At 69.9% G+C, this 26295-nt stretch carries 23 protein-coding genes and 3 tRNA genes; 9 read left to right on the top strand and 17 right to left on the bottom strand.

The genetic code is table 11. From position 1 onward, the window contains the following. Positions 1-42: 42 nt before the first annotated feature. Complete coding sequence (locus tag HD557_RS02285) at positions 43-813, top strand: IclR family transcriptional regulator (protein WP_196872691.1); 771 nt, start codon at positions 43-45, stop codon at positions 811-813. 18 nt (positions 814-831) lie between these two features. Here HD557_RS02285 and HD557_RS02280 read toward each other — a convergent pair whose 3' ends face one another. The 6 genes from HD557_RS02280 to HD557_RS02255 form a co-directional block, all read right to left on the bottom strand. Then, positions 832-1110: a hypothetical protein gene (locus HD557_RS02280; RefSeq protein WP_196872690.1), complete on the bottom strand. Its 279-nt coding sequence runs from the start codon at positions 1108-1110 to the stop codon at positions 832-834. Next, the gene (locus HD557_RS02275) at positions 1107-1640 is read right to left on the bottom strand and encodes a GNAT family N-acetyltransferase (protein ID WP_196872689.1); all 534 of its coding nucleotides are present in this window, start codon (positions 1638-1640) and stop codon (positions 1107-1109) included. The genes HD557_RS02280 and HD557_RS02275 overlap by 4 nt, the downstream gene beginning before the upstream one ends. A 59-nt stretch (positions 1641-1699) precedes the next feature. Beyond that, positions 1700-2776, bottom strand: coding sequence for a PDR/VanB family oxidoreductase (locus HD557_RS28880; protein WP_196872688.1), 1077 nt, complete (start codon positions 2774-2776; stop codon positions 1700-1702). Continuing rightward, on the bottom strand, positions 2773-3708 hold the full coding sequence (locus tag HD557_RS02265) for a metal-dependent hydrolase (RefSeq protein WP_196872687.1): 936 nt from the start codon (positions 3706-3708) through the stop codon (positions 2773-2775). The genes HD557_RS28880 and HD557_RS02265 overlap by 4 nt, the downstream gene beginning before the upstream one ends. Then, the gene (locus tag HD557_RS02260; RefSeq protein WP_196872686.1) at positions 3705-4541 is read right to left on the bottom strand and encodes an alpha/beta fold hydrolase; all 837 of its coding nucleotides are present in this window, start codon (positions 4539-4541) and stop codon (positions 3705-3707) included. Before HD557_RS02260 ends, HD557_RS02265 begins: the two co-directional genes overlap by 4 nt. Before the next feature lie 145 nt (positions 4542-4686). Further along, positions 4687-6129 (bottom strand): NAD(P)/FAD-dependent oxidoreductase, encoded by a 1443-nt coding sequence (locus HD557_RS02255; RefSeq protein ID WP_008360588.1) that lies wholly within the window; start codon positions 6127-6129, stop codon positions 4687-4689. A gap of 311 nt (positions 6130-6440) precedes the next feature. Between HD557_RS02255 and HD557_RS02250 the strand changes: the two genes are divergently transcribed. From HD557_RS02250 to crcB, 3 genes are read left to right on the top strand one after another with little or no spacing between them, the layout of a single operon-like run. Then, positions 6441-7385 (top strand): ATP-binding protein, encoded by a 945-nt coding sequence (locus HD557_RS02250; RefSeq protein WP_008360586.1) that lies wholly within the window; start codon positions 6441-6443, stop codon positions 7383-7385. Between the two features lie 18 nt (positions 7386-7403). Beyond that, positions 7404-7868, top strand: a complete 465-nt coding sequence (locus tag HD557_RS02245; protein ID WP_008360583.1) for a fluoride efflux transporter FluC — start codon at positions 7404-7406, stop codon at positions 7866-7868. Beyond that, a complete protein-coding gene (crcB, locus tag HD557_RS02240) occupies positions 7865-8233 on the top strand; it encodes a fluoride efflux transporter CrcB (RefSeq protein ID WP_196872685.1) in 369 nt (122 codons plus the stop codon). The genes HD557_RS02245 and crcB overlap by 4 nt, the downstream gene beginning before the upstream one ends. Here the strand turns inward: crcB and HD557_RS02235 are convergent. Then, complete coding sequence (locus tag HD557_RS02235; RefSeq protein ID WP_008360579.1) at positions 8230-8586, bottom strand: metallopeptidase family protein; 357 nt, start codon at positions 8584-8586, stop codon at positions 8230-8232. The two genes, crcB and HD557_RS02235, sit on opposite strands and share 4 nt — an antisense overlap. Positions 8587-8616: 30 nt before the next feature. Further along, positions 8617-8949, bottom strand: coding sequence for a WhiB family transcriptional regulator (locus HD557_RS02230; protein WP_307785524.1), 333 nt, complete (start codon positions 8947-8949; stop codon positions 8617-8619). A 297-nt stretch (positions 8950-9246) separates the two neighbouring features. Here HD557_RS02230 and HD557_RS02225 point away from each other — a divergent pair, with 297 nt between their 5' ends. Next, positions 9247-10293, top strand: a complete 1047-nt coding sequence (locus HD557_RS02225; protein ID WP_196872683.1) for a hypothetical protein — start codon at positions 9247-9249, stop codon at positions 10291-10293. 185 nt (positions 10294-10478) lie between these two features. On the opposite strand, the gene HD557_RS02220 is transcribed toward HD557_RS02225, so the two are convergent. From HD557_RS02220 to HD557_RS02195, 6 genes are all read right to left on the bottom strand, one after another. Next, positions 10479-11147, bottom strand: coding sequence for a hypothetical protein (locus HD557_RS02220; RefSeq protein ID WP_040755889.1), 669 nt, complete (start codon positions 11145-11147; stop codon positions 10479-10481). Between the two features lie 617 nt (positions 11148-11764). After that, positions 11765-11838, bottom strand: a tRNA-Asp gene (locus tag HD557_RS02215). Between the two features lie 76 nt (positions 11839-11914). Beyond that, positions 11915-13708: a PGAP1-like alpha/beta domain-containing protein gene (locus tag HD557_RS02210; RefSeq protein ID WP_050800888.1), complete on the bottom strand. Its 1794-nt coding sequence runs from the start codon at positions 13706-13708 to the stop codon at positions 11915-11917. Between the two features lie 35 nt (positions 13709-13743). Beyond that, complete coding sequence (locus HD557_RS02205) at positions 13744-14403, bottom strand: response regulator (RefSeq protein WP_008360571.1); 660 nt, start codon at positions 14401-14403, stop codon at positions 13744-13746. Further along, entirely contained in the window at positions 14376-15497 is a 1122-nt protein-coding gene (gene macS / locus HD557_RS02200; protein WP_307785523.1) for a MacS family sensor histidine kinase, read from the bottom strand. Before macS ends, HD557_RS02205 begins: the two co-directional genes overlap by 28 nt. Before the next feature lie 108 nt (positions 15498-15605). Continuing rightward, a tRNA-Glu gene (locus HD557_RS02195) sits at positions 15606-15678 on the bottom strand. Between the two features lie 115 nt (positions 15679-15793). Here HD557_RS02195 and HD557_RS02190 point away from each other — a divergent pair. The 3 genes from HD557_RS02190 to HD557_RS02180 all read left to right on the top strand — a co-directional run bounded on the left by HD557_RS02190 (position 15794) and on the right by HD557_RS02180 (position 20776). Next, positions 15794-15867 (top strand) — tRNA-Phe (locus HD557_RS02190). A gap of 122 nt (positions 15868-15989) precedes the next feature. Continuing rightward, positions 15990-19418 carry an SCO7613 C-terminal domain-containing membrane protein gene (locus tag HD557_RS02185; RefSeq protein WP_196872682.1) on the top strand — a complete coding sequence of 1143 codons (3429 nt, stop codon included), beginning with the start codon at positions 15990-15992 and terminating at the stop codon, positions 19416-19418. 50 nt (positions 19419-19468) lie between these two features. Further along, a complete protein-coding gene (locus HD557_RS02180) occupies positions 19469-20776 on the top strand; it encodes a hypothetical protein (RefSeq protein WP_196872681.1) in 1308 nt (435 codons plus the stop codon). A 42-nt stretch (positions 20777-20818) separates the two neighbouring features. Here HD557_RS02180 and HD557_RS02175 read toward each other — a convergent pair whose 3' ends face one another. Continuing rightward, the gene (locus HD557_RS02175; protein ID WP_008360564.1) at positions 20819-21010 is read right to left on the bottom strand and encodes a DUF3073 family protein; all 192 of its coding nucleotides are present in this window, start codon (positions 21008-21010) and stop codon (positions 20819-20821) included. Between the two features lie 288 nt (positions 21011-21298). On the opposite strand from HD557_RS02175, the gene HD557_RS02170 reads away from it, so the two are divergent. Continuing rightward, positions 21299-23428 (top strand): PhoX family protein, encoded by a 2130-nt coding sequence (locus HD557_RS02170; protein ID WP_196872680.1) that lies wholly within the window; start codon positions 21299-21301, stop codon positions 23426-23428. Positions 23429-23552: 124 nt separating this feature from the next. Here HD557_RS02170 and purM read toward each other — a convergent pair whose 3' ends face one another. Continuing rightward, the gene (gene purM / locus HD557_RS02165; RefSeq protein ID WP_196872679.1) at positions 23553-24614 is read right to left on the bottom strand and encodes a phosphoribosylformylglycinamidine cyclo-ligase; all 1062 of its coding nucleotides are present in this window, start codon (positions 24612-24614) and stop codon (positions 23553-23555) included. A 14-nt stretch (positions 24615-24628) separates the two neighbouring features. Next, positions 24629-26146, bottom strand: coding sequence for an amidophosphoribosyltransferase (gene purF, locus HD557_RS02160; protein WP_307785522.1), 1518 nt, complete (start codon positions 26144-26146; stop codon positions 24629-24631). Positions 26147-26295: the final 149 nt, after the last annotated feature.

Genomic DNA, 26295 nt, shown 5'->3' with positions numbered 1-26295 from the left:
AACCAGCGGTCCCGGCGTCCCGCTGACCGGTACGGTGATCCCATGCCACACGAGCCTGCCGATCTCGACACCGTGCTCGGCAAGGCGGTGACCATCCTGCGCGCCTTCACCGTCGACGACCAGGTGCTCTCCCTGGCCGAGCTCGTCCGCCGCACCGGACTCCCGAAGGCGACCGTCCATCGCGTCGCCGGCGACCTGGTCACCAACCGGCTTCTGGACCGCACCAACCTCGGCTACCGCCTCTCCGGTGGCCTCTTCGAGCTCGGCATGCGTGCCTCGGTCGAGCGCTCGCTCCTGGAGCTGGCGATGCCCTTCCTCCAGGACCTCTACGAGCGCACCCACGAGACCGTCCACCTGGGTGTACGCGAGGGCCACGACGTCGTCTACGTCGCCAAGATCGGCGGCCACCGCCAGGCCAAGACCCCCTCCCGGCCGGGCGGGCGGATGCCCGTCCACTGCACCGCGATCGGCAAGATCCTGCTGGCCTTCTCGGACCCGGAGGTGCAGCAGGAGGTCCTCAGCAGCCCCCTCGAGCGGCGTACGCCGCACACGATCGTCGCCCCCGGTCTGCTCGAGCGGCAGCTCACCGCCGCGCTCGAGAACGGCGTGGCCTTCGAGCGCGAGGAGTCGGCCGTCGGACTGCAGTGTGTCGCCGCCCCGGTCCTCACCGACGGTGGCGACAAGGCCCTGGCGGCGATCAGCATCACCGGACCCGTGGGCCGCTTCCGGCCCGAGGCCCATGTGACTCTGGTCCGCGCCGCCGCCCAGGGACTCTCCAGCCTGGCCAGCCGCCGCCGCTCCCTGTCCAGCTGACGGGCTCCGGCTGAGACGTCAGTCGGTGCGCGCCGGAGGCAGGTCGGCCAGCCGGGCGTCCGGGTGCGCCCGGACCGCGTCGAGGAGTTCCAGCCAGCCCCGGCCGACCTCGTCGAGCCGGTCCTCTGAGACCAAGCGGAAGGCCGCCGCCCGCAGCACGTCGACACCCACCTCGGGCGTACGCCCCGTGGTGCGCAGACCGCTCAGCACCTCCTCGACCAGCTCGGCGGGCGCAGCGGAGTCACCGGCCAGCGCCCACTCGAGCTCGACCTCGGTGGCAACGCCTTCCTCATTCACAGCTTGATCCAGTAACGCCGGGTGAGCCCGTAGCCGTATGCAGCCGCGTCGATGACGTCCTGGAGCTCCCCGCCCTGGGACTCGATGGTCCGCGCGGAGGCCGTGTTGTCGTCGTCGCAGGTGAGCAGGACCCGCTCCAGGCCGAGCCGGCGAGCCTCGTCGAGGACCAGCCCGAGGGCCCGCGCGGCGTGACCCCGGCGGCGGGCCGAGGAGCGCACCGAGTAGCCGATGTGGCCACCGACGTTCTCGAGGAACTCGTTGAGCGCGTGCCGCAGCTGGACGAACCCGACCACCTCGGCGCCCTCGGTGATCCAGAACGACGAGGCGTGCACCCGCCCGGCGAGCGGCGGGACCGTGAGGTCGCGCTCCCGCGCGGCCTTCGCGACCAGCCGCTCGCACGCCTCCCGGCTCACGTCGGCGGCCTCCTCGTCGGGGATGCCGGCGCCGTCGATGTGAGCCCCGCCGAACTCGGCGACGCACGCCGCCCACGAGTCGTAGAGATCGATGGACGGAACGGCGAGGGCAGTCATGAGGCACAGGACATCAGGGCCACGGCCCGCCGGGCAAACCGTTATCGAGCAGCCGGAGATCAGCCGTCGATCACGACGGTCCCCTTGGCCCGCGAGACGCACAGCATCATGTGGCCGTCACGCTCGTAGTCGGTCAGCACATGATCCCGGTGCTCGACCTCGCCCTCCAGGACCCGGACCCGGCAGGTGCCGCAGAAGCCCTGCTGGCACGAGTACGCCTGGGCCGGCCGCACCCGGCGGACGGCGGTCAACGCCGACTCCTCGGCGCCCACCTCCACCTCGACGTCGGAGTCGCCGAGGCGTACCCGGAACGGGCGGCCGCCGAGCACCGGCGGCGGCGAGAACCGCTCGTAGTGGAGCGTGTCGATCAGCGGGTCGGGGATCTGGGCGCGGATCGCGTCGATCATCGGCATCGGCCCGCAGCAGTAGAGCGCCGCGCCCTCGGGCGCCATCGAGATGATCTTGGCCGCGTCGGGGACTCCCATCTCGTCGTCGGGCCACAGCTGGATCTCGTGGTCGCCGACGATCTCCCGGATCTCCTCCAGGAACGGCATGGTCTCGCGCGAGCGCCCGGTGTAGACGAACTCGTACGGCACGCCCCGCCGGACCACGTCGCGCAGCATCGGCAGGATCGGGGTGATCCCGATACCGCCGGCGACGAAGAGGTAGCCAGCGGGCGAGTCGACGAACGGGAAGGCGTTGCGCGGCCCCTTCAGGACGAGCCGGTCACCGACGGAGAGGAAGTGGGCCTCGACCGACCCACCGCCACCGCCCGCGGTCGGCTCGATCCGGCGCACGCTGATCCGGTAGGCGGAGAGGTCGTCGGGGTCGGAGTTGAGCGAGTACTGCCGCAGCCGCCCGCTGGGCAGCACCACGTCGACGTGGGCGCCCGGGTCCCAGGCCGGCAGGTCGCCGCCGCCCTCCCGCTCGAACCAGATCGCCTTGACGTCGAGGCCCTCCTCGTCGATCCGGCTGATGCGTACACGCAGATCCCGGTCGATCCGCCCGAGCGGCCGACGTCGCCGCCAGGAGCGGTAGGCGGCCTTGGTCCAGTAGCCGCCGACGATCGCCTCGAAGCCCCGGTAGAGCTTCGAGTCCGGGATGTCCGGGACGCTGTAGTGAGCAGGGTTGGTCACTTGCCCTCCGCGCTGTGCTGCTCCGCGATGGCGTCGGCGCGCAGGGCCGCCGGCGACTTGGCCAGGTAGCTCACCGCCTGAGCGGTCGAACCCTCCTTGGACGGGTCGTAGGCGGGCAGGAAGAACTTCCAGGTCGCCCACCCGATACGCACGATCCCGGGCGCCAGCCCGCGACGCTCGGCGTCGATCAGCTTGAGCAGACTCGCCTTCGGCCGCTCGGCCGGATCGGGCTCGGTCGGGTCGTTCCTCATCAGGTATCCCGCGCCGCGCCACCACAGCAGGAGCAGCGCGGTGCCGCCGAGCAGGTAGGAGCGGACGCGACGCAGGTAGCGCCCGTCGACATGCTGGAAGACGTCGTACGCCACATTGCGGTGCTCGACCTCCTCGGCGCCGTGCCAGCGCAGCAGATCGAGCATCGTCTCGTCGGCACCGGCCTCGTCGAGGGCGGGCGAGTTGAGCACCCAGTTGCCGAGCACGGCGGTGAGGTGCTCGAGGCCGGCGATGATCGCGGCGCGCTCGATCAGCCACTCCTCCTTGGCCCGGCCGGTCAGGTCGCGGTCGCCCAGGATCTTGCGGAACAGCGCCTCGATCTCGGCCGCGAACGGACGTACGTCGAGCCCGTTGTCGTTGAAGTAGTCCTGCACCTCCTGGTGGGCGGCGGCGTGCACGCCCTCCTGGCCGATGAAGCCGATCACGTCCTCGCGCAACTGGTCGTCCTCGATCAGCGGCAGGATCTCGGAGAACACCTTCACGAACCACCGCTCGCCCTCGGGCAGGAGCAGGTGCAGCACGCTGATGTAGTGGGAGGCGAAGGCCTCGCCCGGGATCCAGACCAGGGGCAGCCGGCTCCAGTCGAACTTCACGTTCCGCGGGTGGAGGGCCACCTTGGCAGGCTCGTGCCCGCGCTTGGCTTCCTTCGTCTGCTTGCTCATCGGTCCTCCTTCTCGATGAAGGCCACGATCTCGCCCGCGACCAGCTCGGGTTCTGTCGCCACCACCCAGTGTCCGCCCTCGATGACCTGTGTGACCAGGGACGACACGTACGCCCGGGGCGCCTCGGTCTGCAGCGGCACCGTCACGTAGTCGTCGCCGCGCGGGGCGATCACCAGCACCGGCACGTCGGTCGGCCGCGGCTCCGGGCGGAGCAGCTTGCGCACGAAGTTGGCCCGGTAGAGCTCGACCCCGTTGATCTGGTCCTTGGTCGGTCGCGACCCGCCACCGACGAACCGGGCGAGCAGCCCCGAGCGCACCATCGCCTCGGGGAGCAGCGGCAGCTGGAAGACGAAGACGTACCAGGAGTGGGCGAGCTGCCGCACCGAGCTCCCCAGATGGGTCCGCTCGCGCAACCACGTCGTCGCCATCCCGAGGTCGGGCCCCGAGATCGAGACGTACGTCGCGATCCGGCTGCTCAGGGCCGGGTCGGTCACCGACTCCCAGGTCTGGATCGAGCCCCAGTCATGCGCGGCGACGTGCACCGGCCGATCGGGCGAGACGGCGTCGATGACCGCCTTGAAGTCGGCGGAGAGCTGCGCCAGGCGGTAGCCGGCGGTCGAGTCGGGAACCCCCGACTCCCCCGTGCCGCGTACGTCATAGGCGACGACGTGGAAGCGCTCGGCGAGCACCTCCGCGACCCCGTCCCAGACGGAGTGGTTGTCGGGGTAGCCGTGGACGAGCACCACGGTCTCGGCATCGGCCGGCCCCCGCTCGTAGACCGCGAGCGTCAGCCCGTCGGTGGTCTCCACCAGCCGTTTGGTCGTCTCGGCCACGTCGTCCTCCTCCGTTGGGTGTCATCAACAGATTAATGAGACACCGTGTCCGCAAACAATAGCAAGCAGGGATCTTGGATCGCGGAAATGACACCGGCCCGCCGCAGACATCGTCTGCGGCGGGCCGGTCAGGAAGCAGGTGAACCTACGAGGCGCTGTGGGAGTCGGCGAGACGCGACTCCTCGGCAGCGTGGTCCTCGAGCTCCTTGCGGCGACGCTCGACCTGCAGAGCGACCTCGGCCGGGTCGTCGATGAGCGCGGCCATGCCGCCCGGGACGCGTTCGAGCGCCTCGCGGGCGAAGATCTGCTGCATGGTGGTGGTGCGCTCGGAGCGGTCCTTGCCGATGAACGACATCATCCAGTGCAGGGTCGCGGTGAGCCGGTTGCGGAACCCGGTCATGTAGGCCAGGTGGACCAGCAGCCAGCCGAACCAGGCCAGGACGCCGGAGAGCTTGAAGCTGCCCATCATCAGGACCGCGTTGAAGCGGGAGATGGTGGCCATCGAGCCCTTGTCGAAGTACTTGAAGTTGCCGGGCTCCGGCTTGTTCTTCAGGCGGGCCTTGATGGTCTTGGCGGAGTGCTTGCCACCCTGGATCGCAACCTGCGCGACACCGGGCAGGTGGTCGAGGCTGATCATGTCGCCGACCACGAAGATCTCGGGGTGGCCCGGCAGGGTCAGGTCGGGGTTGACCGCGATCCGGCCGGCACGGTCGAGCTCAGCACCGGTCTGCTCGGAGAGCGTCTTGCCCAGCGGGGAGGCCTGCACGCCGGCGGCCCAGATCTTCGCGATCGACCCGATCCGCTCGGTGCGGCCGTCCTTGAACTTCATCTCGATGCCGAACTCGTCGACGTGGGTGACCATCGCGCCGAGGACGACCTCGACACCGGCCTTCTCCAGGGCCTTCTCGGCCTTGGCACCCAGCTTCTCGCCGAACGGCGGGAGCACCTGCGGCGCGGCGTCGACCAGGACCACCCGGGCCTTCTCGGACTGGATGTGGGTGAAGTCCTTCTTCAGCACCCGGCGGGACAGCTCGGCGATCTGGCCGGCCATCTCCACACCGGTCGGACCGGCGCCCACGACGACGAAGGTGAGCAGGTCGCCGATCGGCTCGCCGCGCGAGGCGGTCAGCTCGGCGATCTCGAAGGCACCGAAGATGCGGCCACGCAGCTCGAGCGCGTCGTCGATCGACTTCATGCCGGGCGCGAACTCGGCGAAGTGGTCGTTGCCGAAGTAGGACTGGCCGGCGCCGGCGGCGACGATCAGCGAGTCGTAGGGAACGTCGATCTCCTGGTTGAGGATGCTCGCCTTGACCGTCTTGCCCTCGGTGTCGATCTCGCTGACCTCACCCAGCAGCACACGGGCGTTCTTCTGCCGGTGCAGGATGTCGCGGGTCGGCGGAGCGATCTCGCCCTGCGACAGGATCCCGGTCGCCACCTGGTAGAGCAGCGGCTGGAACAGGTGATGGGTCGTCTTCGCGATCAAGGTCACCTCGACGTCGTCGCGGCCCTTGAACGCCTTCGCGGAGAAGAGTCCCCCGAAGCCTGAACCGATGATGACGACCCGGTGCTTTGCCTGGTCCGCTGACATTGCCTAATCCCCTACCTCAAACGAGACCTTTTGAACGTTCCACCCATATTCTGAACCATCGCGGCGGATCTGTTCATTCCCGGGCACGACTACTTCGTCACAGTTGCCAGACGGCCGATGAGCATGCATTCCCGCCGCGTGTCCGTTACCGACTCGAAACCCGCCGACTTTAATCTGTGAGGATGACCGGGACCTTGTGCCCTAGTCGTCCATGGCCCGGATCAGACACCTTCAAGTGCGGAAAATTCTTGCAACGAACCGCACACAACGCCATCGTGGTATGCCGACCCGCGAGATCGGAGGAGGAGAACATGCCGTTGAGCCGGCCAGCTCTCCTGCTCCGCCCCGGTTCCCGTGCCGTTCAGGACGCCCGCGCCTGGGTCCGGGCGGCCTGTGAGGAGATCGAGCGCACCGACCTCGTCGACTGCGCCGAGTTCGGTGTCTCCGAGCTGGTCTCCAACGCGCTCTTCCACGGCACCGCGCCGGTCACGATCCGGATGCGCGGCACGGTCGACCACCCCCGGGTGGAGATCCGCGACGCCTCCACCGAGCCACCGCTGCTCCCGGTCCCGCTCGCCCTCGACGACGAGGACGAGGTGCTGCTGACGGTCGGCCGCGGCCTCTCCATCGTGGCCAGCGTCTCCGACGCCTGGGGCGCCGACATCGATGCCGCCGGCAAGACCGTCTGGTTCACCCCGGCGACCGAGATCAGCGAGGGCGACGGGGTCGAAGGCGTGATCACCGGCCCCGCCGGCGCACCGCCGAAGCCCGAGCGCCTCGGCTCCGAGACCGTCCAGGTCAGCATCCTCGGCGTACCTCTCGCCCTCTACCGGGGCTTCCAGCACCACTTCCGCGAGCTGCGCCGCGAGGTACGCCTCCTCTCGCTCGCCCACGCCAACGACTACCCGCTCGCCGCCAGCCTCTCGGCCCTGTTCGGCTCGCTGGAGCGCCAGCTCCTCGACGGCCTCGGCCACGGCCAGCTCTCCGGGGTGATCGGACAGGAGTCGGGCAGCCATCGGGAGACGGCCGACCTGCACGTACGCATGCCGCGGTCCGCCGCCGAGACGATGCGCCGCTTCCTCGACATGCTCGACCTCATCGACGAGTTCTGCCGCCAGGAGCGGCTGCTCGTCCTGGCCCGCTCCCCCGAGCAGGTCGCCTTCCAGCGCTGGTTCCTCGGCGAATACCTCACCCAGGCCGCCGGCGGCCGCCCCACCCGGTGGAGCGCGGCTCAGATGGCCGGTCCCCGGTTCTAGAACCCGTACGCTGTCCGCGTGCTGCGTGAGCATGGCGACCTGCTCGCCCCCATCGCCGCCGGCGGAGCGCTCGGCTCGCTGGCCCGCTGGGGGCTCGCGACCGCCCTCCCCCACGGTGACCACGGCTGGCCGTGGGCGACCCTCCTCGCGAACGTGTCCGGCTGTCTGCTGCTGGGCGCGCTGATGGCGTTCGTCCTGGGCCCGTGGTCTCACACCCGCCACCTGCGCCCGTTCCTCGGCGTCGGCGTCCTCGGCGGCTACACCACGTTCTCGACCTACGAGCTGGAGACGTACGTCCTGGGCGGGCATGCGCCCGCGCTCGCGATGCTCTACCTGCTCGTCTCGGTGGTCGCCGGGATCGGCGCCGCCTGGCTCGGGCTGACGCTCGGCCGGGTCGTCGTGCTCGACAGCGGTGGCGAGGTCGTGGCCGGAGGCGTCGACCCCGACCTCGACCCCGACCCCGCGCGCAGGGAGGGCCGATGAGCGCGGTGCTCGTCCTGCTCGGGGGCGCGATCGGGGCACCGGCCCGCTATCTGACCGACCTCTACGTCCGCCGGTGGACCGGGTCGGACTTCCCGTGGGGGACGATGGCGGTCAACGCTGTCGGCTCCTTCGTGCTCGGCCTGCTGGCCGGGGCAGCCGCGGGCGGCGTACTCCCTGCGTGGGTGCTCACCCTGGCCGGCACCGGGTTCTGCGGGGCGCTGACCACGTTCTCGACCTTCTCCTACGAGACCGTCCGCCTGGCCGAGAACGGACAGTGGCGATCAGCCGCCCTGAACGTCCTGGTCTCCCTCGCGGTCGGGACCGCTGCTGTCAGCCTCGGCTGGGTGGCCGGGTCGGCGATCTAAGCCCAGCCCAATTGGTGGAGCTTCTCGTCGTCGATGCCGAAGTGGTGGGCGATCTCGTGGATCACGGTGATGCGGATCTCGGCGGCCAGGTCGGCCTCGTCGACGCACATCTGCTGGAGCGGCTGACGGAAGATGAAGATGCGGTCGGGCAGGGTGAGACCGTAGAGGTCGTTGCGATCGGTCAGTGCCACTCCATCGTAGAGCCCGAGGGTGTCCTGCGGCTCGCTCTCGGGCGGCCACTCCTCGACGAGCACGACGAGGTTGTGCACCTGGGCGGCCAGCTCGTCCGGGATGGCGTCGAGCGCCTGGTCCACGAGTGCGTCGAAGCGCTCTGGGCTTATCTCAATCCCCACAGAAGCTATTCTGCCGGGTGACAGATACGGCTACGCAACTGCTTCCGGAGTATTTTTCCGAAGGTTTGCACGAGCCTGGCGCTCCAGGTCCCGCTGGTGGAGCTCTCCGTTGCGCGGACGGCCACGGGTGCGCTTGCGGGCGACCACGATCCCCTCGTAGAAGACCTCGCCGCCCCACACCCCGTGCGGCTCCTGCCGGGCGATCGCACCCTGCAGGCAGGAACGCTGCAGCGGACACGTACGACACAGCTCCTTGGCCCGGTCGGCGTCGGCGCTGGTCGCGGCGAACCACAGGTCGCCGTCCTCGATCGCACACGGCAGCTCGCTCCAGTGCACACCGGTCGTCTCTCTTGCCGTTGCCACAGGCGAAACAGTCATCTCAGTCCCATCCCCTCGCTGATCCCCGTCGTCAGGGATGCCCACCAAAGAGGGTGGTCGGATGGCCTGTCAGTTTTCTGTCAATAGGTAGGTGCTTGGGTCGGTCACGCAGAGTTGAGGTGTCATCTACATCAGGGGATTCCACAACATCGCGACCCTGCTGGTACAAACTGTCCACACTAGAGGGAGGAAGGGCTAGGGTTTGCGACCATGCGCTCAATGAGAAGGGCCTCGGCGTCCATCACCGTGGGCCACCGACCCGTGGAGGACTTCCACCGACGGATGGCGCATGATCCCAACAGCCGAGCCATCGCCTCGGAGACCCGCGACTGGCTGCTGGTGAAGTCCCTTCTCCAGCCGGGCGAGGTCCAGTGGGTGCGGGTCGCGGTCAAGTTCCCTCATGAGGGAAATGCCTCGGGTCACGCGTTCCTGACCGACCGCCGGGTGATGTTCGAGTTCCACGAGCGCGTCTTCTCGGTCAACCTGGCCGTGGTCACCTTCATCGGTGTCCCGCCGCCGCCCAGCTTGGGCGACTTCATCATCGAGGCTCTCGTGCCCGGCTCGTCCTACTCCACGACGATGAAGATCCGGGACAAGGACGCCTTCCACGACTTCTTCCCGACCCTCGACTACGCCGCCCGGGCCGCCGGCGCGCAGCTGAACGTCGACGCCAGCTGGGGTGGCGAGTACGGCACCCCCAACGCCTACGGCCAGCCCGCCCCCAACAGCTACGGCGTGGCTCCGGCTCCGGGGTCCTACCCGCCCCCGGGCTCTGCCTACCCGAACACCGGCTCCTACTACCCCAACCAGGGCCCGTACGGCACCAACACCGGTGCCTACGGCCAGGCACCGAACACGGGCGCCCAACGCGCCGTCGGCAGTGCCTACGGCGGTCAGCAGGGAGCCCAGCAGCGTGCCCGCGAGGAGGCCGCGCTGGTCGAGGCCAACCTCGCCCACGCGCTCCCCGCCTTCCTGCACGAGGGCGAGTCGATCCTCGCCGGGGCCGACATGATCCAGAACATGACCGACGTCGAGATGAAGGTGATGGCCACCGAGTCGCGCCTGATCGTCGTCGAGGGCAACATCCTCTGGGCCTCCCCGCTCGAGCACACCCACGTCATCTACGCCGGCGGTGAGCGCAGCCACCTGCGCCTGCTCGCCGAGCGGGTCACCGAGACCATGGCGCTGACTCCCGGACCGCCGACGGCGAACCCGTCCGACCGGCGCCGCCTCGTGCTGCGTACGCTCCGTGACGCCGCCGCCGGCGAGCAGCTGCACAACCACCTCACCACCAACGGTGGCCAAGTCTTCGACGCCTGGCCTGAATAGTCTGCGATTGCTTCGCAATTCGCGCAGCGCTTCCGCTTGACCCTCGTCTTCCTCCGCTCCGTTCGTCGCTTCGCTCCTCACTGCGCTGCGTCCAGACGAGGGGCGCTCCAGCGCTGGTTGGATGTAGCGGTCGCACATGGCGAGAGCCCCAGCCTTTCGGCTGGGGCTCTCTTGTTGGTCGTGGATCAGTCCTGCGGGTTGAAGAACAGGCCGAGGGCGACGGCCCAGACGACGTGCCACAGGTAGACACCCAGGACGGTGCCCCATCCGAGGTTGATCGAGAAGAAGCCCGGGTCGATGCCGATGACGTCCTCCGGGTGCAGGGCGGGGATCCACCAGCCGCAGGACGCGGTGGCGAGGAACATGCCCATGCCGAGCGAACGCGCGAGGTTGCTCGAGGTGGTGTGGGTCTTGCCGAGCCACGGGAAGATCACCAGCGCGTAGGCGAGCGCGAAGACCATGCCGTTGAAGTAGTGGAAGCCCATACCGGCGAACCACTGCGAGACGGCGAAGCCGGCCTCGTTGGCGGTCGCGTTCGGGGTCAGGATGACGCCGTTGAAGAACGCGAAGTCCAGCGGGCCCTCCATGATGCCGAGGCCGTAGATCCAGTAGCCGAACATCGTGGCCAGCTGGGTGGCGCCGAAGCCGGCGACGAGGGCACCGACGAGGCGGTTGTTGTTGACGAACTGCGGCCAGTGGGTACCGGTGGTCTGCGCCATCACGGCCGGCTGCTGGATCGCCGGCTCCTGGTACTGGGGCTGGGCCTGAGACTGCTGCGGACGCTGGTCCCACCCGAGGGCGGAGGGCTGCTGCTGCGGCGCGGCGGGGGTGCGGTAGGCACCGTTCGTCTGCATCCGTGACGCAAGCTCGTCCGCACTCGCCGCATGGGGCGGCCGATGCGGGTAGTACGACGACATGGTGGTGTTGCCTCCTGAATACCGAACGTCTTAGTCGTTCCCCCGTGCCATGCCGAGCTGCGACGTCGACACAAGCGGCAGAATCCTCTCACGAGAGGACAGCAGCCCGCACGTTACCGCTAAATCGGCTTATATCCCACAGGGTCGAACGGCCCGAGCCGGGGGGGTGAGATCGGGGGATCTCTGGCCCGAGACTCCTACCGAAGCAGGACGACCACCCTCCCACGCTCGAGGCCCCTCGCGCTCGCCACAGCCCGGCGTGTCATGCCGTCCGGGAACAACACCCGACTCACAAGTCACAGCAACCGAAACAAGACCCTCCAGCCACACCCAGAGGAACAAAACACCCACAGCCGATCGAGCTCCCGGCAACCGTGTTGGTCTCGACACGCCTCCGCCTAGCGGCTCCGGCGGCTCGACCAGCTGGCGAACGACCGACCCCGAGCAACTAAGGGGGTGCGGGGGATATCCCCCGCCGCGGCCGGAGGCCGCCATGAAATGCAAGAGGCGACGTGGACTTCCCTTTGGAAGTCACACGCCGCCTTCGACTCTTGCGACCCTGACGAGACTTGAACTCGCGACCTCCGCCGTGACAGGGCGGCGCGCTAACCAACTGCGCTACAGGGCCTTGTTGTTTCCGCTCTCTGCGGCAACGGGAAAAACATAGCCCATGGGTGCGGGGGATTCACAATCGGGGACGCGTCCTACTCCTCGAAGGGCTCCTCGCCCTTCGGTTCCTCGTCGGTGAGGCCCTCCACGAGACGGTTCTTGACCATGTACGCCATCGCCCGTTCGGCCGCGCGGGCCTTGCGTCGGAGGGCCTCGACCCCGGGGGCCTTCTCGTCGCTGTAGGCCGCGAGCCGGGCGACCTCGCGCCCGGTCTGGCGCTGGATCTCCGACATGGCGAGCCACACGCCGAGGTCCTGCTCGAGGCCTTCGCGGGAACGCAGGATCGCCGCGGTGAGGAGCTGGATGACGGTGACCTCGACGTCCTCGGCGGTGGACGAGCTGGAGACGAGGGTCGCGGCGATGGTGCCGGCACCGGTGGTGGTGATCGCACCGGCGGTGACGAGCCCGCCGACCATCCCGCCGGGCCCGAAGGCGGAGAGCGCACCGACGATCGCCGCTCCCCCGGCCAGCCCGGCGGGTGCGGCCAGGGCGAGCCCGATCGGTCCGGCGACCAGCACGGCCGCACCGATCCCGATGCCGACCCACAGCTTCCACTGATCGACCGGGTAGACGGCCTTGGACGCCGACTGCATGGCGATGTGCAGGTTCTCGCCGAGCCCGCCGCCGAGCCCCATCCAGACCGTCAGGTCGTGGAACGCCTGGCGACGTACGTCGTCGGGGACGTCGATCTCGTAGGGCCGCACCGGGTTGGCGGTCGCCAGCGCCACCAGGGCGAGGACGGCCTCCTCCTTGGAGAGCTGGGTCAGCGGCTTGGGCCGGGGCAGACTCTGGTCACTGGGAGCGTCCGGCGAGACGCGCAGGTCGAGGAGCTGCTGCGGGATGCGTACGTCATCGGTCCGGTAGTTCTCGATGAGGCGCTCGAGCACCTCGTGCTGGACGACGCGGAGGGCAGCGCCGAAGCGCTCCTGGGTGGCGCCCTTGAGGTGGTCGCGGACGAACTGGGCGTAGGCGAGCCACAGCGCCAGGCGCACCTCGAGGGAGTTCAGGGCGACGTCGGGGGTGCCCTCGACGACGGCGATCTCCTTGCCCAGGGAGCCGAACAGGCCGCGGCCGATCGCGGTGGCGACCGGCTTGGAGCGGAGGTAGGTCGTGGTGCGGTGGTCGAGGCCGAGGCCGACCTGGAGGTCGAGCGCCCACGGAAAGTGGCGCCAGATGCCGCGCAGGCCGGTGACCGCGTCGCCGTTGCTCCACACGTTGACCCACCAGCCGACGTGGTCGACCGGCGCCTTCATCTCCAGCCGGTCGGAGTCCTCGTGGAGGTTGGGGTGGGCGGCCGGGCTGCCGATCGTCACCAGGCCGGTGACCGTCAGCTTCGGCGGGAGCCGGCGGAGCAGGTCGATGGCGATGATCGAGCCGAGGCTGTGCCCGACGATGACGATCTCCCCCTGCTCGGGAAGCTCGTCGAGGACCATCCGCAGTGTACGGGCCCGGATCCCGGGCTTGGTCACGTAGTTGTGGGCCTGGCGGAGCACCCGCAGCACGATCGGCGCGAACGAGTCGGTGACCCCGACCGGCGAGGCGGGCACCGGCTCGCCGAGGATCGTCTCGAGCTCGGCGGTCGCGCGCTCGACCCGGCGGCGTACGATCCGCTGCTCCTCGGCGCTCAGCCTCGGGGCCGTGATGGGCGGGAGCTTGATGGTCCGGTCGCCGTCGTCGGTGCGGAGCACGTCGGGATACTTCGGCGCGATGACCTCGACCCCGTCGAGCCCGGGGTAGCCGACGTCCTGGAGCGCCTTGTCCAGCGCCCGGCGCCAGGCGTCGCGCGGGTCACCGTTGCCGACACCGTGAAGATAGAGAAGCGAGACCACTCCTGGATTCTCCCCCATGCCGGGCGGCGGACACGTCAGTCGTCGCCGTCGAGGCCCTGCTCGATCGCGTAGCGGGTGAGCTCGACCCGGTTGTGCATCTGCAGCTTGCGCAGGGTGTTCTGTACGTGGTTCTGGACCGTGCGGTGGGAGAGGACGAGCCGGTCGGCGATCTGGCGATAGCTCAGGCCCTTGGCGACGAGCTTGAGGATCTCGGTCTCGCGGTCGGTGAGGGTCGGCTTGTCGCCGCGCACCTCGGTGGCGGCGCTGTGCTGGAACTCGCCCAGGACCAGCCCGGCGAGGCCGGGGGTGAAGACCGGGTCGCCGGCGGCGACGCGCTCCACCGCATCCAGGAGCTCCTCGCGCGAGGCCGACTTGACCAGATAGCCCGTCGCGCCGGCCTTGACCGCGGCGAGGACGTCGTTCTGCTCGCCCGAGGCGGAGAGGATGAGGACCTTGGTCGCCGGATGGAGCGCGATCACCTCGGTGGTGACCTGGACGCCGTCGGGCTCGGGGATCTGCAGGTCGAGCACCACGACCTCCGGCCGGGTCGCGGCGAACCGGGTGATCGCCTCACGGCCGGTGCTGGCGGTGGCGACGACCTCGAACCCGGCGGTGGCCAGGTCGCGCTCGACCGCGTCACGCCACATCGGGTGGTCGTCGACGACCATCACCCTCGCGGCACTGTCAGTTCCCATTCCGTTCCCGTCCTTCCAGTGATGAGTTCGGCCGTGCCCCCGAGATCGAGGATCCGGCCACGGATCGAACCGACGATGCCGAGCCTTCCGTCCTGCTCCGCCTCCGCGACACGACCGTCGGGGATTCCCGGCCCCTCGTCGCGCACCGAGACCTCGACATGGTCGGGAAAGGCCTGCAGGAGCACCCAGGCACGGGCGTCCTCCCCGACATGACGGCGTACGTTGTCCAGGGCCGCACGGGTCGCGGCGACGATCTCCTCGGCAGGATGGGCGGGCATCTCGACGGCGGTCGCGGGTCCGGACACGGTCACGGTGCCGGTCTCGAGCTCCGCCAGAGCAGCTGCCAGATCGGTCATCCCGACCGCCGGCCCGCGGCCGGGCTGCTCACCGCGGATCAGCGTTCGGAGCTCTCGCTCCTGCTCCCCCGCCAGCCTGCCCAGCTCGGCGGCATCACCGCCCAGCTCGCCACCGCGACGCTGGACGAGGGCGAGGACCTGGAGCACCCCGTCGTGGACCGCCCGGGCGAGCCGCGCCCGCTCCTCCGCCCGCGCCGCCGCGCGCTGCGCCTCGTCGCGCTCGCGCGCCATCCGCTGCACCGACTCGCACATGTAGCCGACCACCGGGCCGCCGATGACCAGCAGGAACGCGTTGCCGTAGATCGACTGGTCGATCTCCTGACGGAGGCCGAGGTCGACGGCCGCCAGCGCGACGCCGGCCAGCAGACCGCCGATCCAGCGATAGTGGATCGCGCACGCGAGCAGCGCGCCGCTCACCCAGAACCCCGGCACGCTCGCCTGGAACCCCGGGCTCTTCACCAGCGGGGTCACGAGCAGGAGCCCGAGCGCGATCGCCAGGTCGGCGCCGACGAGCACCGCCGTGCGGCGGCTCGGTGCTGCGTACGCCCAGACGACGAAGGCGGTCCAGCCGATCATCACGAGCGCGCAGACCAGCGCGGCCACGGGCGAGACGAAGTTGCCGGCCCGGTAGATCGTCAGCCCGACGGCGTTGACGAGCACGACCACGCGCAGCACCGCGAGAGCCCGGAAGAGCCTGCTCTCGACCTCGATCGCCGCCGGCGACGTCCACGCACTCACAGTCCGAAGTGTGGCACCAACCTCGCGGCGTACGCCTTCGATATGAGTATCCGTGCGGATGCCGGCGGTGCGGCGCGAGATCCAGACTCGAACCGTGGAAAGACTGTGTACCCCCTACCGGATTCGAACCGGCGCTACCGCCGTGAAAGGGCGGGGTCCTGGGCCGCTAGACGAAGGGGGCCTGCCGGGACATCCTAGAGGCCTGCGTCCGGGGCCGCCAAAGCGAGGCCGTACGTCCGTCCGCGGGTCCCGATTCGGAACGTCGCGGTCGTTTCCGGTAATGTTTCACCTCGCTTGGGCAGGTAGCTCAGTTGGTACGAGCGATCGCCTGAAAAGTGATAGGTCGGCGGTTCGACCCCGCCCCTGCCCACAAGCAACAACCGGCTCCGACCAGCAGTTATCGGTCGGAGCCGGTTGTCATTTCGCCGCGCTGTCTCGTTGCTCTGCGTTTCCCGCACGCTCATCGGCGGAACTACGCAAGGATGGTTGGCTGTGAAGTACGCCGATCCTGGTCGCTGCCCCGACTGCCGGGAGGCCTTCGAGCCCGGCACCAGCCCCTGCCCGCACTGCGGGCTGCCGCTGGAGAACGCCGTCGCCCAAGAGCTCTACGGGACGCTGCTGCGAGCCGACGTACTCATGACCCGGCTGCGCTCCATCCGCGAGGAGGCGAGCCGGGCCGCGCGGCAGACCGTTCCGCCCACACCCGCCCCGATGCCGCTCGCGCCGCCGCCCTCGGCACCTCCGCAGATCCAGCCCGAGCCCGTCGCCGTGCCGCTCGCCGACCCGGCCGCGAGCGCCGTCGCCGGGGCGGCGGCGTTCCCCGGTGCTCCGGTCGCACGGCGTGCGCCGATCACGGTGCCGCTGATCCTGGTCGGTGTCGGCGTGCTGTTCCTGCTGGTCGCGGGGGTCGTCTTCCTCGCCGTCGCGTGGGCCGCGATGGGCGTCGGCGGGCGCACCACGATGCTGCTCGTCTTCACCGCGCTGTTCACGATCGGGGGCGCACTGCTGCTGCATCTCGAGCTGAGAGCCGGCACCGAAGGCGTCTGGACGCTGGCACTGGGACTGATCGCCCTCGACATAGCCGGGATGAAGTACGCCGGCTGGCTCGGTGGAGTCGACTGGGACCGTGGCTTCCTGGTCATCGTCGGGATAGCCGTCTTCCTCGCGGGCACCGCGATGTCCCTGGTCGGCGCGCGCACCGAGAAGCTCGACTCGGTGATCGGACCACAGGTGGCGGCCGCCGCCGGCGTACTCACCGCCCTCATCGGTCTCGAGCTCATCTCCGACCTCATCTGGTTCCCGCTGGTCGCAGCCGTGATCGCCCTCGTCGTGGTGATCGTGGCGAGCAAGACCGACCTGCAGGCGCTGACGATCGGTGCGATGGTCGTGATGGCGGGCTTCTGGCTGATGCTGATGGTCCGCGGTCTGGCCGACCCGGCGCTGACCGGATCCGAGCTGCTGCGCGGCGGCACCCTGCCGCTGCTGCTCGGCGCGGCCGCGGTGCTGACGATCGTGGCGCTGCTGTTCCCGCTGCCCAAGGACGCCAAGGTCGCGATGGTCGGGGTATCGCTCCTGATCGCGGCCTACACCTTCACCCAGCCCGCGCTCGACGACGGCGCGGTGACCCTGACCGTCGTGGCCGTGGTGGTCACGCTGATCGCCGCCGGGGCGCTCATGACGCTCCCCCGCCCGTGGCGCTGGTCGGCCGCCGCGTTGACGCCGTACGCCGTCGGCCTGGGCCTCACCGTCCTCGTCCTGGCGACCTCCGCCGCCGTCCGGCTCGCGGCGGTGCCCTGGACCGAGTCGGCGTTCTCGCCGGTCACCGGTCCGAAGCCGTTGCTGCCCGGTTGGCTGACGCTGCCGGCGATGCTCGCGATCCTCGCCCTCGGCACCGCCTGGTTCTACCGGTCCAACCCGCCTGCCTTCCGGAGCTACCGGGACACGGTCGGCTGGTTCATCTTCTCCGGCGGCGTCACCGGGTTCGCGATCACGGCCGCCTGCTACGCGGCGCCGCTGCTCGTCCCGGCCCTGCTGCTGCTCGGTGTCGCGGTCGCGCTGGCCTGGTGGGCGGAGCGCTGGCCACGGCTCCTCGCCGCCGGCATCTTCGGCCTGGTCGCGCTGGCCACCGCGCTGCCCAGCGACCTGCTGACCGTGGTCGTCGCGCTCGCTCTGGCAGGGGTGGCTGCGTACGCGGGTCAGGGTCTGGTCGGCCCCGACCGCGAGGTCACCGCCAGCTACTCGGTCGCGACGCTCACCCTCGGCCTGTGGTCGCTCGCGCCGCTGATCGACGTGGAGCGGCAGTGGGCCGCCTGCGCGATCGTCACGGTCCTCGGGCTGATCACGCTCTTCCGCTTCCGCGGCTCGGGCTGGTGGGCGGCCGTGGCGGGTGCCGCGATCTCGATCGGGATCGGCGCCGTCGACGTCACCTGGGCAGCGGTCATGCTGACCCTCGCCACCATCCTCGCCGCGGCGATCGGCCTGCACCACTGCCAGCCTCCCGCGCTGGCCGTCGCGGGCACCGTCGGCATCGGGGCGGCCACGGCCGCGGTCCTCTCCGGAGACGTGCCGGCTCTGGTCGTGACCGTCATCCTCACCGCCCTCGCCGTGCTCGTCGACCGGATGCAGTCCGGCACGACCAGGGAGGTCGCGACCGCCTACTGGATCCTCGCCCTGACCGCAGCCGTCTGGCAGGCGGCCCGGCTGGCCGACGTCGACCGCCCCTACACCGCGGTGGTGGTCGTCGTCGCGATGGGCGTCATCGTGCTGATCCGCCGCAGCCCGGCCATCGAGGCCGCGGCCGCCGCCGGGGCCGCCGTGTCGATCGGCCTGGGTGCCGTCGCCGACGGCTGGAGGGTGGACACCGACTGGCTGGCGATCCTGCTGCTGATCGCCGGGGTCATGTGCATCGCGACCATCCTGCGTCACGACCCGCAGCAGTCCGGACCGCGGCTGACGATCGCCGGCCTGCTCGGCCTGGGCTCGCTCGGCGCCGCCTTCGGCAACGAGCTGCTCGCGCTGATCGTGGCCGGGGTGCTCACCGCCGCGGCGATCGCGGTCGACCGTCTCTCCCCGGAGCACCAGACCAAGGCGGTCACCGCTCCCTACTGGGTCATCACGCTGACCGCGTTCTGCTGGATGTTCGCCGACCTCAACGACATCGCGAAGCCGCACGCCGCCGCGGGGATCATCGTCATCCTGACCGTCGTCACGATCTTCCGGGTGCTGCCCTCGGTCGAGATCGCCGCCGCGGTGGCCGCGGTCGTCACGATCGTCGTCGGCACGGTCAGCCTCGGTCCGACGATCGTGCTGACCCCGGACGGGCCGGTCGCGGTCGGGTCGCGTGGTGTCGACCTCCCCTGGCTGAGCATCCTGCTCGTCCTGGCCGCTGCCGGCGTCTCGGCGCACGCGATCGCCCGTGCCGAGCGCCGTTGGCTCGGCTGGGTCGGCCTCTCGCTGGCCACCATCGCGCTGTGGATCCGGCTGGTCGACACCTCGGTCGGGACCTGGGAGTCCTACACCCTGCCGCCCGCGATCGCGCTGATCGTCTTCGGGGTCGTCAGGCTGCGCCTCGACCGGGAGGTCGCCTCGCTGCCGGTCCTCGGACCCGGTGTCTTCCTGGCGCTGGTCCCGTCCGTCCCGGCGGCTCTCCAGGACCCGGTCTCGATGCGGACCGCGGTGCTCGGCATCGCGTGCCTGGCCTTCATCATCGGTGGCGCGTGGCTGCGCTGGGCCGCACCACTGATCGGTGGTGCCCTGGTCGCCTCCGTCCTGGCCCTGGCGCAGATGCCGTCGGCGGAGTCGCTGCAGCAGTGGTGGGTGCTCGGCGCGGCCGGGCTCCTGCTGCTCTTCCTCGGCATCACCTGGGAGGCGCGACTCCACGACCTGCGGCGGGCCACCGCCTACGTCCGGGGGCTGCGTTAGGGCGGCCCCCGCCCTTGGCCGGTGCTCGCGCGCCCGGAAGACTGGAGCCGATGTTCCCCGAATTCAAGATCGTACGTCGCCAGCGCCCCGTCACGATCGCGGTCGCGTCCACCAGCTCATCCCGGCCCGCGGCCAACGCCGCGATCGAGGCGGCCTGTGACGGCCCGGTCTCGCTGAGCTTCACCTCGGGTGGGGACGTGCTCACCGGGAGCTACGACGGGCGGCGGGTCTCCTTGGAGGTGACGACCGGGTCGCGGCGTACGTCCCACGCGAGCCGGCGCCACGGCCGGGCCGGCCGCGGGGTCGACCGGTTCGCACTGACCCTGACCGGGACGATGCTGACCGCGCTGACCTGTGCGGACGGCACCTGGGTGGCGAGGGCACGGGTCGACCTCTCCGAGGTCGGGATCGAGCCACGGGACGAGTCCTGGCTCGCCGGCCTGACCGCCGGTCACGAGGGTGCTGCCGAGGACGTGCGCACCGGCGCCTTCGGGCAGCTCGGCCTGCGCGACATCCGGGTCGTGACGTACGCCGACGGCTCGCCGTTCCACGAGGTCGACGGCAGCGTCCTGCTCACCGCCACGAGTGCCGGACCGGGCTTCTTCCCCACGGCGCACACCTCGGTGTGGGCGCTGGACCCGGTGACGTACGACCTCGTCCATCGGGGCGCGCTCTACTTCCGCCGGGACGGGCTGGTCTACGGCGACCATGCGACCCACCTCGTGCGCGAGGGGGACGAATGGCTGGTCGCGACGAGCACCTGGGCAGGCTTCAAGGCACCTGACAAGACGGACCCGAGCAAGCCGTGGAGCCCGGTCGGGGTCACCGTCGCACGCTCCCGCGAGGACCTGACCCGTGGCGAGCACGTCCTCGACGCCACGCCGCTCGCGCTGCCCACCGACGGGGTCGGGGTCTGGGACCCGCACCTCGTCCGCCGTGACGGCGAGTGGCTGGTCGGCTACGTGAGCGCGAAGAAGTACTTCGACTTCCATCCCATGCTCGCCAGCGGGCCGAGCCTGGACGCGCTCAGCCTGCGGGCAGCACGGACCGACCGCACGGCCACCGAAGGCACCACGCTTGTCCCGCTGGGCGGCACAGTCGTCGTCGGCGCCAGCGACGGACGCGACAACCCGCGTCGCGTCCGTGCTCGCTACCCGATCTTCGACCTGGACCTCAACGAGGTCGCAGAGCTCCGCTCGGCGTACGTCTCCAACCTTCCGTGGCCCACCCTGATCCCGCTCGGGGAGGAGTGGTTGCACGTCGCCTTCGACGGCACGCCTCACGGCGGCCGGCTAACCGGCTACGGCACTCACGGGGAGGTTGTCCTGAGCCGATCGACACCGGGTCGATCGGTCTGAGGGTGGCGTCGGCCAAGGCGTCACCGCTTTGGCCGACCGACCCTAGTCGCGCGAGGATCCCGCGTCGTAGTCCGACCAGTCGTCGTAGTCGTCCGGCTGCTGATCGGACTTCTGACTGGTGTCGTCATCACCGTGAAGTTCGCGCGCAAGGGCCCCGAAGTCCGTCTCATAGGTCCGGTACTTCAGGTCGCGTGCGACCTTCGTCTGCTTGGCTTTCGCTCGGCCGCGCCCCATAGGGTCCAGCCCCCTCGTCGCACTTGGCCGGGATAGTCCCGGGCTGTTCACAGGTTTCTCGTAGAGACAACGCTACCGGTTCATCCCAAGAATCCGCACGCCGGGGTGTCGAAAATCCGTTCGCTGGGAGCGAATGTTACCGAGGTCACACGATTCCGGGCCTGGTGACTCGTCATCCCGCGTTCACCTCGGGGACAGATTGAGGGGCCGGACGGTTGTCCCGCCGCACATAGCCTCCCTTCCGATTCTTGGGAGACCTGACAAAAACGCGTCTTGAACGGAAATGCAGTGACCGAACTGAGCGACATCCAGACCGACACCGCCTGTCCTTCGTGCAGCGACCACGGTGCGCCCGCCGTCACGAACGGCCGCCGCACCATGCTGTCCCTGCTTCCTATGGCCGGCCACACGCGCGGCAAGCGCAGCGCCGTGACCTGTGCCCTCAAGTGCGACAGCGCTTGTGCCAAGCCGGCGCCGAACACCTCCGACAACGGCTACTTCCGTGACATCGCCGGCAAGGCCCTCAGCCGCCGTCACGCGCTCGGTCTCGCCGGCGCGGGCGCCGTCGCCCTCGCGGTCGGCAGCAGCGGCCTGGCCGCCGCTGCCAGCCCCCTCGAGGCGGCTCTCGCGGGACGAGGCCACGGCGGGCGTACGAACCTCCCGTTCAAGCCGATCACCCCGGTCGCGGCCACCGAGGACACCTTCGTGGTGCCGCAGGGCTACACCTGGGAGCCGATCATCCGCTGGGGCGACCCGATCCTGCCCGGCGGCGTCCCGTTCGACGTCAACAACCAGACCGCCGAGAAGCAGGCGCTCGCCTGGGGCTACAACAACGACTACACCGACGTCATCGTGACCAACAAGGCCGGCACCAAGGCCCTGCTGTGCTGCAACAACGAGTACGTCAACGCCAACATCATGTTCCCGCCGGGCCTCGACGCCACCGAGCAGCTCAAGATCGCGATGGCCGCCCACGGCTTCGGGATCGTCGAGCTCGAGCGCTCCGCGCCGGGCGAGAAGTGGACGTACGTCCCCTCCGCTCCGAAGAACCGGCGCATCACCGCCTCCACGCCGTTCAAGATCACCGGGCCCGCAGCCGGCAGCGACCTGCTCAAGACCGCTGCTGACCCGACCGGCACGGTGGCGCTCGGCACCATCGGAAACTGCTCTGGTGGCACCACGCCGTGGGGCACGATCCTGTCGGGCGAGGAGAACTTCAACGGCTACTTCCGCGCCACCGGCACCTCGGACCAGGAGAAGCGCTACGGCCTGGCCGACAAGGCCTCGACCTACGGCTGGGAGGCCATCGAGCCGCGCTTCGACGCGCGCTCGGCCGACTACGCCAACGAGCCGAACCGGTTCGGCTACATCGTCGAGATCGACCCGACCGACCCGACCTCGACGCCGCGCAAGCACACCATGCTCGGCCGCCTCAAGCACGAGGGCGCGAACGTCGTCATCGCCAAGAACGGCAAGGTCGTGGCCTACACCGGCGACGACGAGCGCTTCGACTACCTCTACAAGTTCGTCTCCAAGGGGACGTACAGCCCCAGCAACCGGGCCAAGAACCTCCAGCTGCTGACCGAGGGAAGCCTCTACGTCGCCCGCTTCCACGGCGACTCCCCCGCGGCCGAGATCGACGGCACCGGGACGCTGCCGAGCGACGGGAAGTTCGACGGCTACGGCCAGTGGATCCCGCTCGTGGTCAACGGCCGCAGCAAGGTCTCCGGGATGAGCGTCGAGGAGGTCCTCGTCTACACGCGTCTGGCCGCCGACAAGGCCGGCGCCACCAAGATGGACCGCTGCGAGGACGTCCAGCCCTCGCCGAAGACCGGCAAGGTGTACGTCGCCTGCACCAACAACTCCCAGCGCGGCACCACGGGCAAGGCCCCGGCCGACGAGCCCAACCCGCGCAACACCAACCGCGACGGTCACGTCATCGAGATCACCGAGGACGACGGCGACCACACCTCGCGCGTCTTCCGGTGGAACCTCGTGATCGTCGCCGGTGACCCGGCGACCAACGCGTCCACGTACTTCGCGGGCTACCCGAAGGACAAGGTCTCGCCGATCTCCTGCCCGGACAACCTGGCCTTCGACTCCCAGGGCAACCTGTGGATCTCCACCGACGGCCAGCCGAGCTCGATCCAGAAGAACGACGGGCTGTTCAAGGTCCCGCTCGAGGGCCCCGAGCGCGGCCACGTCCAGCAGTTCCTCGCCGTCCCCCGCGACGCCGAGACCTGCGGCCCGGTCATCCACGACCGCGACGGCTCGGTGTTCGTCGCCGTCCAGCACCCGGGCGAGGAGGGGACCTGGGAGGCTCCGAACTCCCGCTTCCCCGACTACGTCGAGGGCACTGCCGGTGAGGGCGAGTTCGCCGGCCCGCGGCCGTCCGTGGTGCAGGTGCGCAAGAAGTAGTCCGCCGGTCGAGCCGCCGGAGCCGTTAGGCGAAGGCGTGTCGAGACCAACACAGTCGCATACGAACTGCGTTGGTCTCGACACCGGCTCGCTGGCGCTCGCCGGGCTCGACCAGCGAGGCTGGTCACCAGCCCGCGTACGCCCCGGTGAGCTGGACCTTGCCGCCGGGACTCGCGGTGACCTCACCGGCGGCCCAGGCGCGGATGTCGTAGCCGGCGAGGATGCGGACGGCCTCGTCGACGTCCTCGGGATCGATCAGCGCGACCATGCCGACGCCGCAGTTGAGGGTCATCTCCAGGTCCTCCAGGGCGACGTCGCCGGTGCGGCGGACGAGGTCGAAGACCGGTGCCGGGGTCCAGGTGGTGCGGTCGATGCGCGCGGAGAGCTCCGCGGGCATGACCCGCTCCAGGTTGGCGGCGAGGCCGCCGCCGGTGACGTGGGACATGGCGTGGGTCCGGGTGCCACGGGCCAGCTCGAGGCAGGCCTTGGCGTAGACGCGGGTCGGGGTGAGGAGCTCCTCACCGAGCGTGCGGCCGAACTCGGAGACCTGCGCGTCGAGCGTGTAGGCGCCGGAGTTGAGCAGCACGTGGCGTACGAGGGAGTAGCCGTTGGAGTGCAGGCCGGAGGCCTCCATCGCGAGGACGACGTCGCCCGCCTTCACCCGGTTCGCACCGAGCAGGTTGTCGGCCTCGACGACGCCCGTGGCCGCGCCGGCCACGTCGTACTCGTCGGCGGCCAGCAGCCCCGGGTGCTCGGCGGTCTCGCCGCCGACCAGCGCGCAGCCGGCCTCGACACAGGCCTCCGCGATGCCCTTGACGATCGCGGCGACCCGCTCCGGGATGACCTTCCCGGTGGCGATGTAGTCGGTCATGAACAGCGGCTCGGCGCCGCAGACGACGAGGTCGTCGACGACCATGCCGACCAGGTCGAAGCCGATCGTGTCGTGCTTGTCCAGCGCCTGCGCGATCGCGACCTTGGTGCCGACGCCGTCGGTGGAGGTGGCCAGCAGCGGGCGCTCGTAACCCTTGAGGGCGGAGGCGTCGAAGAGACCGGCGAAGCCGCCGACCCCGCCGAGCACCTCGGGCCGACGGGACTTCTCGATCCAGACCTTCATCAGATCCACGGCGCGGTCACCGGCATGGATGTCGACACCTGCTGCGGCGTACGCGTTCTGGCTCTGGGTCACGTCAAGATCTCCGATCACGGGTTGTTCAGGACCGGCAGGGCCTTGCCCTCGGTCGGGGACTGCAGCGAGACCTCGAGGAGGTGCTTGCCGAGCATGCTCTCGTCGGGCAGCTCTACGGGGTATTCGCCGGTGAAACAGGCCGTGCAGAGCGCGCTGCGCTCCTGCCGGGTCGCCGAGATCATCCCGTCGAGGGAGATGTATCCGAGCGAGTCCGCGCCGACCGAGGCGGCGATCTCGTCGACGGAGAGGCCGTTGGCGATCAGCTCGGCGCGGGTGGCGAAGTCGATGCCGTAGAAGCACGGCCACTTCACGGGCGGGCTCGAGATCCGCACGTGGACCTCCAGGGCGCCGGCCTCGCGCAGCATCCGCACCTGGGCACGCTGGGTGTTGCCGCGGACGATCGAGTCGTCGACCACGACGACCTTCTTGCCGCGCACCATGTGCTCAAGGACGTTCAGCTTGAGCCGGATGCCGAGCTGGCGCAGGGTCTGGGAGGGCTGGATGAAGGTGCGCCCCACGTAGCCGTTCTTCACGAACGCCTGCCCGAACGGCAGGCCGCTCTCCAGGGCGTAGCCGGTCGCGGCCGGGATGCCGGACTCGGGCACCGGGATGACCAGGTCGGCGTCGACCGGGAACTCCCGGGCCAGCTCACGGCCCATCTCGACGCGGGACTCGTGGACGTTGCGGCCGGCGATGTTGGCGTCGGGGCGGGCCAGGTAGACGTACTCGAAGACGCAGCCCTTGCGGTCGGTCTCGGCGAACCGCACCGAGCGGAGACCGGACTCGTCGATGATGATCATCTCGCCGGGCTCGACCTCACGGACCACGCTCGCGCCGACGGTGGCCAGGGCGGCGTCCTCGGACGCGATCACCCAGCCGCGGTCGAGACGGCCCAGCACCAGCGGGCGGATCCCCTGCGGGTCACGCGCGGCGAAGAGGGTGTCCTCGTTCATCCACACCAGCGAGAAGGCGCCGCGGATCGTCGGCAGCACCTCCAGCGCGCGCGCCTCCAGCGAGGAGTCGGGGTGGTAGGCGAGCAGCTCGGTCAGCAGCGAGGTGTCGTTGGTCGAGACCGGGGCGTGGCGGCCCTCGGAGTGCTCGGGCAGCGCCTCGACGGCCGTACGCATCTCGGCGACGTTGATCAGGTTGCCGTTGTGGCCCAGCGCGACGGAGCCGTCCGGCGTGGGCTTGAAGATCGGCTGCGCGTTCTCCCACACCGAGGCACCGGTGGTGGAGTAGCGGGCGTGGCCGATGGCGACGTGGCCCTTGAGCGACTCGAGGGTCGGCTCGTCGAAGACCTGCGAGACCAGGCCCATGTCCTTGTAGACGAGGATCTGGCGTCCGTTGCTGACCGCGATGCCCGCCGACTCCTGGCCACGGTGCTGCAGCGCGTACAGGCCGAAGTACGTCAGCTTCGCGACGTCCTCGCCCGGCGCCCACACACCGAAGACCCCGCAGTGGTCCTGAGGACCCTGGTCGTGGGGGTCGAGGGCGGCGGTGAGCCGGCCGTCGCCACCCTTGCGTCGGGACACGTGCCTACCTGAGCTGGTGAGGTTGACCACGGCATCGAGTGTAAGGCCGCACTCTGGGGATCAACGAACCCTTGACCGTCCTGTAAGAGTGGTCACATGAACGTCTCGGGATCATGATTGCAAAGAACTCTCCACGTCTGCCCTACCGC

This window comes from Nocardioides luteus, assembly GCF_015752315.1.
Lineage (GTDB): Bacteria > Actinomycetota > Actinomycetes > Propionibacteriales > Nocardioidaceae > Nocardioides.
The sequence above is the reverse complement of the archived record's forward strand: the minus strand, read 5'-3'. Positions and strand labels throughout refer to the sequence as shown.

Bases quoted from the DNA above. Each gene is read 5' to 3' on its own strand.
- HD557_RS02285 (WP_196872691.1), top strand. From the start codon at position 43: ATGCCACACGAGCCTGCCGATCTCGACACCGTGCTCGGCAAGGCGGTG.
- HD557_RS02275 (WP_196872689.1), bottom strand. From the start codon at position 1,640: ATGACTGCCCTCGCCGTTCCGTCCATCGATCTCTACGACTCGTGGGCG.
- HD557_RS02265 (WP_196872687.1), bottom strand. From the start codon at position 3,708: ATGAGCAAGCAGACGAAGGAAGCCAAGCGCGGGCACGAGCCTGCCAAG.
- HD557_RS02255 (WP_008360588.1), bottom strand. From the start codon at position 6,129: ATGTCAGCGGACCAGGCAAAGCACCGGGTCGTCATCATCGGTTCAGGC.
- HD557_RS02250 (WP_008360586.1), top strand. From the start codon at position 6,441: ATGCCGTTGAGCCGGCCAGCTCTCCTGCTCCGCCCCGGTTCCCGTGCC.
- crcB (WP_196872685.1), top strand. From the start codon at position 7,865: ATGAGCGCGGTGCTCGTCCTGCTCGGGGGCGCGATCGGGGCACCGGCC.
- HD557_RS02225 (WP_196872683.1), top strand. From the start codon at position 9,247: ATGGCGCATGATCCCAACAGCCGAGCCATCGCCTCGGAGACCCGCGAC.
- HD557_RS02220 (WP_040755889.1), bottom strand. From the start codon at position 11,147: ATGCAGACGAACGGTGCCTACCGCACCCCCGCCGCGCCGCAGCAGCAG.
- HD557_RS02205 (WP_008360571.1), bottom strand. From the start codon at position 14,403: ATGGGAACTGACAGTGCCGCGAGGGTGATGGTCGTCGACGACCACCCG.
- HD557_RS02180 (WP_196872681.1), top strand. From the start codon at position 19,469: ATGTTCCCCGAATTCAAGATCGTACGTCGCCAGCGCCCCGTCACGATC.
- HD557_RS02175 (WP_008360564.1), bottom strand. From the start codon at position 21,010: ATGGGGCGCGGCCGAGCGAAAGCCAAGCAGACGAAGGTCGCACGCGAC.